Annotated in this window: 7 protein-coding genes; 6 read left to right on the top strand and 1 reads right to left on the bottom strand. The window is 27.5% G+C overall.

The genetic code is table 11. The features are described 5' to 3' along the window. Positions 1 to 690: U32 family peptidase (locus I4V63_RS06405; RefSeq protein ID WP_243280467.1), on the top strand; the 690-nt coding region annotated here is incomplete at its 5' end. Between the two features lie 102 nt (positions 691 to 792). Here I4V63_RS06405 and I4V63_RS06400 read toward each other — a convergent pair. Then, positions 793 to 1,743, bottom strand: a complete 951-nt coding sequence (locus I4V63_RS06400) for an alpha/beta hydrolase (protein WP_196000467.1) — start codon at positions 1,741 to 1,743, stop codon at positions 793 to 795. Between the two features lie 197 nt (positions 1,744 to 1,940). On the opposite strand from I4V63_RS06400, the gene I4V63_RS06395 reads away from it, so the two are divergent. The 5 genes from I4V63_RS06395 (at position 1,941) to I4V63_RS06375 (ending at position 7,596) form a co-directional block, all read left to right on the top strand. Further along, the gene (locus tag I4V63_RS06395) at positions 1,941 to 2,903 is read left to right on the top strand and encodes a tRNA-dihydrouridine synthase family protein (RefSeq protein WP_196000466.1); all 963 of its coding nucleotides are present in this window, start codon (positions 1,941 to 1,943) and stop codon (positions 2,901 to 2,903) included. A 168-nt stretch (positions 2,904 to 3,071) separates the two neighbouring features. Next, complete coding sequence (locus tag I4V63_RS06390) at positions 3,072 to 4,658, top strand: amidohydrolase (RefSeq protein ID WP_196000465.1); 1,587 nt, start codon at positions 3,072 to 3,074, stop codon at positions 4,656 to 4,658. Between the two features lie 477 nt (positions 4,659 to 5,135). Then, entirely contained in the window at positions 5,136 to 6,260 is a 1,125-nt protein-coding gene (locus I4V63_RS06385; RefSeq protein WP_196000464.1) for an SEC-C metal-binding domain-containing protein, read from the top strand. Between the two features lie 162 nt (positions 6,261 to 6,422). Continuing rightward, entirely contained in the window at positions 6,423 to 6,881 is a 459-nt protein-coding gene (locus tag I4V63_RS06380) for a MarR family transcriptional regulator (protein WP_196000463.1), read from the top strand. 280 nt (positions 6,882 to 7,161) lie between these two features. Beyond that, entirely contained in the window at positions 7,162 to 7,596 is a 435-nt protein-coding gene (locus I4V63_RS06375; RefSeq protein ID WP_243280466.1) for a HutP family protein, read from the top strand. Positions 7,597 to 7,663: the final 67 nt, after the last annotated feature.

Raw genomic sequence — 7,663 nt, 5'->3', positions numbered from 1 at the left:
TTAATAGAAATTGGATTTGATGAATTTATAATTGCAGATATTGCACTTATATTATATTTAAAAGAAAAAAATATAAAATGTAAAATACATTTAAGTGGTGAAACTGCTGAAATAAATAGTCTTTCTATAGAGTTCTTTAATAAACTTAATATATCTAGGTATATTTTTCATAGAAAGAATACAATAGAAGATATGAAATCATGTATAAGAAACAATATAGTAAAAAATTTACAATATGAAGCATTTATATTAAATGAAATGTGTCATTATAGCGGGGCTTTTTGCAGTTCTTTGCACTGTGATGAGTTAGCTCATTTATGCAAAATGCCATATGATTTAGTAAAAATAAGTAGTGAAACCAATAATTTTCCAGAGGTTGATAAAAGGCTTGAACTTTATTATGAAGAATTAGATAAGGAAATTTTTTATTTTGAAGAGGAGGATGAAGAAAAATACACTTTAGGAAGTACAGGCTGTGGAATTTGTGCATTAAAAAAGCTAAAGGAAGCAGGTGTGACTCATCTTAAAGTTGTTGGAAGAGGTAAGTATATTAACGATATGGAAAAAGATATTATTGGTTTAAAAATGGCTATTAGTGTACTTGAAAATATTAATACTGAAGAAGAATATGAGAATACTATAAAAGGTAAATTATTTAAAAAAAATTGTAGTAGCAACTGTTATTATTAATTAAAAATTAGAATAATGCTAGATATTATATATGAAAAATCATCACAATACTTTAAGTAATGTGATGATTTTTTGAGTTAAATAAAAAATAACTATTAACGGTTATTTTATATATTTATTTGTAAATTCATTTACTGTTGTCCAGTACGTTTCAGGATCAACTTCGGAAGATTTAGCATGTCCAGCATTTTTAATTGTTAACATTTCCTTTTCTGAGCTTGTAGCATTATATAATTCTTCCATCATGTAATAAGGGACAAAATCATCTTCATCACCATGAATAAATAAAATTGGAGTTTTAGATTTTGCAACTTGTTTTAAGGCAGAAGCTTCACCTAAAAAATAACCAGCTCTTACTTTAGAAACTAAAGATGATACATTAAGTATTGGAAATTCAGGTAATGAAAATAAATCATCTAGTTGATAAGCAAATTCATCCCAAACAGAGGTATATCCACAATCAGCAACAATTGCTTTTACATTAGAAGGTAAATTTTCGCCAGATACCATAGATACTGTAGCAGCACCCATAGAAACACCATGTAATACAATTTCTGCATTTGGGTTATCTTCTAATATTGTATTTATCCAATCGATAATATCTAATCTATCGTCCCAGCCCATACCAATATAATTACCTTCACTTGAGCCATGTGATCTTAAATCGGGTATTAAAACATTATAACCCATGTCATAATAATTTTTAGCGTAAGAACTCATATTAATTCCTTCACTTGTATAACCATGAACAGCAATAACCCATTTATTTGAAGTGTTTTGATTTAAAACCTTATAAGCATGTAAATTTAGGTTATCAAAAGAGGTTATAGTTTCGTCACTATAATTAGATTCAGTAAGTAGCCATTGAATATCACTATCTAATACTTGTCCACTTGTTGCTTCTGCTTCCTCTGGTGTTCCAAAAACAATATCTTTAGGTGTATCAGGATTTAAAGCTAAATTATAAAAATAATTTCCTACGAAACCTAATCCTAGAATAAGAATAACTAAAACAGCACTTATAGCTATTCCAATAATTTTCTTTTTCTTCATCATTTATTCTCCTTTGTGCAATGAAATAATTTGATAATCAAATATTAAGTGAGTTTATTCTATCATGGTTTTAAAAAATGTACAATACGATAAAAGGAATATATCAATTTAAATTAGTATTAATGTTCTGCTGTAGATTATAAAAGCTTTGGCTGATATAATATTTTTTAGAATATTTACAAACGAGGAGTAATTATATGAAATATTATTTAGCACCAATGGAAGGAATTACAGGGCATATATATAGAAATGCTTACGAAAAGTACTTTCACAATATAGATAAATACTTTACACCATTTATTGTACCTAATGAAAGTTTAAGTCTTAAAACTAAAGAGTTAAGAGATATGCTACCAGAAAATAATGAAGGTTTAAATATAGTTCCACAAATATTAACTAATAATGCAGATGGATTTATATTAACTGCTAATAAACTTAAACAGTTAGGGTACAAAGAAATTAATTTGAATTTAGGTTGTCCAGCAGGTACTGTTGTTTCTAAAAATAGGGGGTCAGGATTTTTAGCTTATCCAGAAGAATTAGATAGGTTTTTAAATGAAATATATAAAATTAATGATATGAAAATATCAATAAAAACTAGATTAGGAAAAGAAAGAGCAGATGAATTTTATAAGATAATAGAAATTTATAATAAGTATCCTCTTGAAGAATTAATAATTCATCCAAGAACTAGAGAAGATTTTTATGGTAATACACCTAACCTAGAAATTTTCAAGGATTCATTAAAGTTAAGTAAACATTCAATTTGTTATAATGGAGATATTTTTACTGTTGATAATTATAATAAAATAGTAACGGAGTTTCCAAATGTAGATAAAATAATGCTTGGAAGGGGGATATTAGCCAATCCAGGTTTGATTGGTGAAATTAAAGATAACACTTTTATTACTAAAGAAATTTTAAAGCAATTTCATGATGAGATTTTTGAAAATTATACAGTTCTTTTAAATGAGGATAAGAATGCTATGTATAGAATGAAAGAACTATGGGGATATATGTCTCATATATTTACTAATAATAAAAAATACTATAAGAAAATTAAAAAAGCACAAAAAGCAATAGATTATAAGATTGCGGTTAATAGCTTGTTTGCGGAGCAAGAGATTATAAAGGGTGCTGGATTATTTAATAATGAATAGTAAAAAATTAAATATGAATATTACAAGAATAATATTTATAAAATAAAAAGTTTAAATATTGTAAAATATGATATAAAAGGTTATAATTATTCTATTGATATGAGCAAGGGTGCTAAAGGAGTTTTCTTTTAGTGCCCTTGCTTGTTATTTAAGAGGAGGTATAAATGTATGAAAAAGGTATTTTATAATGGGAATATAATAACACTTGAAGAAAATGAAAGTGTAGAGGGAGTTCTTGTAGAAGATGGGAAAATAAACGAAATAGGTAATTATGAAGATATAGTAAAAAGACATCCACAAGCAGAAAAGATAAATTTAGAGGGTAAAACATTAATACCAGCATTTTTAGATCCACATAGTCACTTTTCAGGGGCAGCGAGTGCTCTTCTACAAGTTCCACTAGAAGAGGCTGTTTCAATAGACGAAGTATTAGAAAAGTTAACTGATTTTATTAAAGATAGCAATTTGCAAGAGAATAAATGGGTTATAGGTAAAGGATATGACCATAATTATTTTGTTGAAAAAGTCCATCCAAGTTGTGAAGATTTAGATAAGGTAAGTACAAAAGTTCCGATTCTTATTCAACATAAATCAGGCCATGCAGGGGTATTTAATTCAAAGGCTTTAGAATTGCTAGGTGTAACATGTGATACAGTATCGCCAGACGGTGGAGTAATAGGAAAAATAAATAATAAATTAACAGGATATATGGAAGAAGCAGCTTTTATGAAATATATGAAAGAAGCTGCAATGCCAGATGTAAATGAGTTATTCGATGCTTATATAAAAGTTCAAGAAAAGTATGTATCTAATGGAATAAGCACTGTTCAAGAAGGAATGATGGTTTCTCAAATGATTCCACTATATGATGCTTTAATAAATAATAATATGTTAAAAATAGATTTAGTTGGATATTCGGAAGTATGTTCAGCACAAGCTTTATTTGACAAATTTGAAGATTCAATAATGAAGTATAATAAAAATTTTAAAATAGGAGGATATAAAATATTTTTAGATGGTTCACCACAAGCACGTACTGCATGGATGCTTACACCTTATTTAAAGGATAAAGAATATTATGGATATGGAACAATGAAGTATGAAGATGTATGCAATTCTATAAAAGAAGCAACAAAGCATAATATGCAAATACTTGCTCATTGTAATGGTGATGCGGCAGCACAACAATTTATAGATGCTATAAAAAAGGTGCAAGAAGAAGGTTATGATATAAAGAGTTTAAGACCTGTTATGATTCATGCACAATTACTTAGAGTAGAGCAGTTAGCAGATGTTAAGGAGTTAGGTATAATACCATCATTCTTTGTAGCACATGTATATCACTGGGGAGATGTTCATATTAATAATTTTGGTTTTGAAAGAGCATCAAAAATCAGTCCTACTGCTTCGGCTTTGGAAAATGGTATTACTTTTACATTCCATCAAGATTCACCAGTTATTGAACCAGATATGATGGAAACCATACATTGTGCAGTTAACAGAAAAACAAAAAGTGGGGTTTTATTAGGAGAAAGTGAAAGAATAAGTGTAATAGAAGCATTAAAGGCAGTTACTATAAACGCAGCATATCAGTATTTTGAAGAAGATAAAAAAGGTAGTATTAAGGTTGGCAAAAATGCTGATTTTGTAATTTTAGATAAGAATCCATTAGAGGTTTCTATTGAAAATTTAAAAGATATAAAAGTATTAGAAACAATAAAAGATGGGGTTATAATATATAAAAGAAATAAATAATACAATATAATGTGTTTTAGCACAATGAAATTTGTAAATAAGTTTATTGTATTTGGTAATATATAGTGTTGAAATTAAAATAAAATTAAAGACAAAGGCGTCAGAGTTAATAAGTGTATTAATCTGGCGCTTTTTTTATGGAGAAAAAGGGAAGGAAAGAAAAGTAATAAAGAAAAAACAAATAATAAAGGCAGCAAAGCTACAGGAGAGTTTAATGGTGCCATGGGAATTGTTTGGTGTATTATTTATACATTAACTGCCGTAGAAGGGGTACTAGTCATAGCTATTACAGGAAAAGTGTTTAATTTAAAATTACGTGGCAGCTTTAAATATTAATTTGATACTTTTTATATTTAAAATAAAATATAGTACATAAGTTTGGTATTGGTAAAAAATAATTTTGACTAAACTCAAAAAAAATATATAATAGAATAAGTGATTTTTTTTGTAAAATAGAATACGGGGTGACTTAATTTAATGGAAGATAAAAATAAACTTCAAGAGGAAATAACGAAGGCAGATTTTAAGAATGCTGAAAAAATGTGGAAAAACCTAGATGAAGATTGCACATTAAATTCATTTTTAGAAAAGATGACTAAAGATGAATTAGTTAAAATAGCTAAAAAATATTCAGTAAGAGGTATTACAACATTAAAAAAAGCAGAGGCTGTTAAAAGAATTAATGATGTTGTTTTAAATAAGGTTAGTATTGCATTAGAATTAATGGAAGAAAGCACTTTAAAATTCGTTGAAGAATTACTTAATGTAAGCGGATTAAAAAAATATGAATGTAATGAGTTAATTTATATAAATTACTTAAGAAATAGAGGATTAGCTTTTTCAGGTATTAAGGAAGAGGAAGCATTTGTAGTAATGCCAGAAGAGTTAAAAGAAGTTATTTCTAAGAAATTTAATAAAGAACTTAAGGAAAAAGTAAGATTAAATGAAGAAGTAATCAAAGCTATTGCAGGAATGGTTTATTATTATGGAGTATGTAACTTTGATTTAATAAAATCTAATTTAGAAAATATCTTTGGAAAAACTTTTGAAGTTTCATATTTAAACGGATTAATAGCTAATGGAGAAGAATTAGGATATGATTATGTTATAGATGGAGATATGATTTGTCATATAGATGTTGAAGATGTAGATAATATAATAAAGCTTCAAAAAGATGCTAAGAATGATTATTATAAATTTGATAAAAAATCATTAATTAAAGCTGGTAAAATTGACTTTGTTGAAGAGAATAAGCAAGGAAATAAATTGGAAAAAGTTCTTGGTGAGTTATTTGTAATAGATAAAAATATCTTAAAAGAAGAAATGGATGGATTTATAGTTGCTATAAAAAATGAAGTTAAAAAAGAAGAAGCAATAGATATTTTCCTTCAAGCATATGAGATTCAATCAGATGAAGAAAGAAAGATATTTATATATGAATTAGAGTTATTTGCTAAGAGTATAAGAAAATGGTCATTAAAGGGATACACTGAAGATGAAATAGCAAAACTTGAATCAAGAGTTGTTAATGTCGTTAAGATTGGAAGAAATGATCCTTGTATTTGTGGCAGTGGGAAAAAATATAAAAAATGTTGTGGATAAACAATATATTAATTCATGGGGGAATGCTATTAAAAAGCATTCTCTTTTTCTATATAAGAATATACTAAGATAATAAATAATTTTAAATAATACTGGCTTAATTTATATAATTTATTTTATAATGATAATATATTTTTAATTTTTTTTGGGAGAGTGAAACAAATGATACGAAATGAAGCGGAAGATGTATTAAATAGTTTATTAGTAGATTTATTTAATGATATATTAAAGATTGAAGGAGCTGTACTTAAGGCTGGAGAGTTTAGTGATTTATCTGTTACAGAAATGCACATAATTGAAGCAATTGGATATGATAGAGAAATGACAATGACTGAAGTTGCTAGAGACTTAGAGATTACTGTTGGAACATTAACAACAGCAATAAATAGATTAATAAAAAAAGAGTATGTAGAGAGAAGAAGAATAGAAGAAGATAGAAGAGTTGTTTTAATAAAATTAACAAGTAAAGGGGAAGAAGCTTTTAAAAGTCATGCACAATTCCATGATGATATGATAAAGAGTATAATGAAAGAGCTTCCTACAGAAGAAGAAGTAGTATTAATTTCATCGTTAAAAAGAATGGTTAATTTCTTTGAAAGAAAGTATAATTTACATAAGTAAGCCTCCAAATTTTAATTTGGTTAGGCGAACTTACTCAGCGACTGAAGGGAGCAGAGTTTCCTCTAAGCCTCCAAATTTTAATTTGGTAAATTCAATGTACACTTTAGTGTACTCAGTTAACATAAGGATGAAAAATTATTAAAATCCTAAAAATTTTAACTTATACTCTAAATCCTAGATTTAGTTACTGTAAGTTAGCTACTTCAATATTTTGTTAGGCAAGCTTACACCTGCGAATGATAGAAAGTAGTGTATTATATTTATTTGAAGAGTATGGAGTATGGGAGAAGGTATTGGAATGAATTTTAGTTCAAGTATGGAAGTTGCAAAAATTGCTACGCAAATGGCAATTTCAAGTAGAGAAGAAGAAGAGAAGTTAAAAGAAAAGTACAAAAAAATAGGAACTTTAGTAACGGCAGTAAACATTGGTGGGAATATAAATGAATCAACAACAAAGATCTTAGAAAGAACTTTAGTTGCTGCAAAAAGAAGTAATGTAATAAGAGAAGAGCATTTACATGAAGGTGGAGTAATTGGAGCAACTAGAGATGCATTAATGCAAGTAAGAGAAAGAGCTAATGGGCAGAATGTTGGTGGTAAGGTTGGTATAGCTAGAATAGGACAACATTTAAGTGTTTGTATATTTTTGAGTGTTGGACTTTTACATTTAGATGAAGTAGTAATTGGAATTGGGCATAGGGCTGTACCGGAATAAGAAAAGAATAATAAAGGGGCTGTATCAGATTGAATTAATAAATTCAATCTGAATACAACTCCTTTTT

This window comes from Clostridium sp. 1001271B_151109_B4, assembly GCF_015670405.1.
Lineage (GTDB): Bacteria > Bacillota > Clostridia > Clostridiales > Clostridiaceae > Clostridium.
Note: the sequence above shows the minus strand (reverse complement) of the source record. Positions and strands in the feature narration are given on the sequence as shown.

Excerpts from the sequence above, each read along its gene's own strand:
- I4V63_RS06400 (WP_196000467.1), bottom strand. The coding sequence starts at position 1,743 with ATGAAGAAAAAGAAAATTATTGGAATAGCTATAAGTGCTGTTTTAGTT.
- I4V63_RS06395 (WP_196000466.1), top strand. The coding sequence starts at position 1,941 with ATGAAATATTATTTAGCACCAATGGAAGGAATTACAGGGCATATATAT.
- I4V63_RS06390 (WP_196000465.1), top strand. The coding sequence starts at position 3,072 with ATGAAAAAGGTATTTTATAATGGGAATATAATAACACTTGAAGAAAAT.
- I4V63_RS06385 (WP_196000464.1), top strand. The coding sequence starts at position 5,136 with ATGGAAGATAAAAATAAACTTCAAGAGGAAATAACGAAGGCAGATTTT.
- I4V63_RS06380 (WP_196000463.1), top strand. The coding sequence starts at position 6,423 with ATGATACGAAATGAAGCGGAAGATGTATTAAATAGTTTATTAGTAGAT.
- I4V63_RS06375 (WP_243280466.1), top strand. The coding sequence starts at position 7,162 with ATGGGAGAAGGTATTGGAATGAATTTTAGTTCAAGTATGGAAGTTGCA.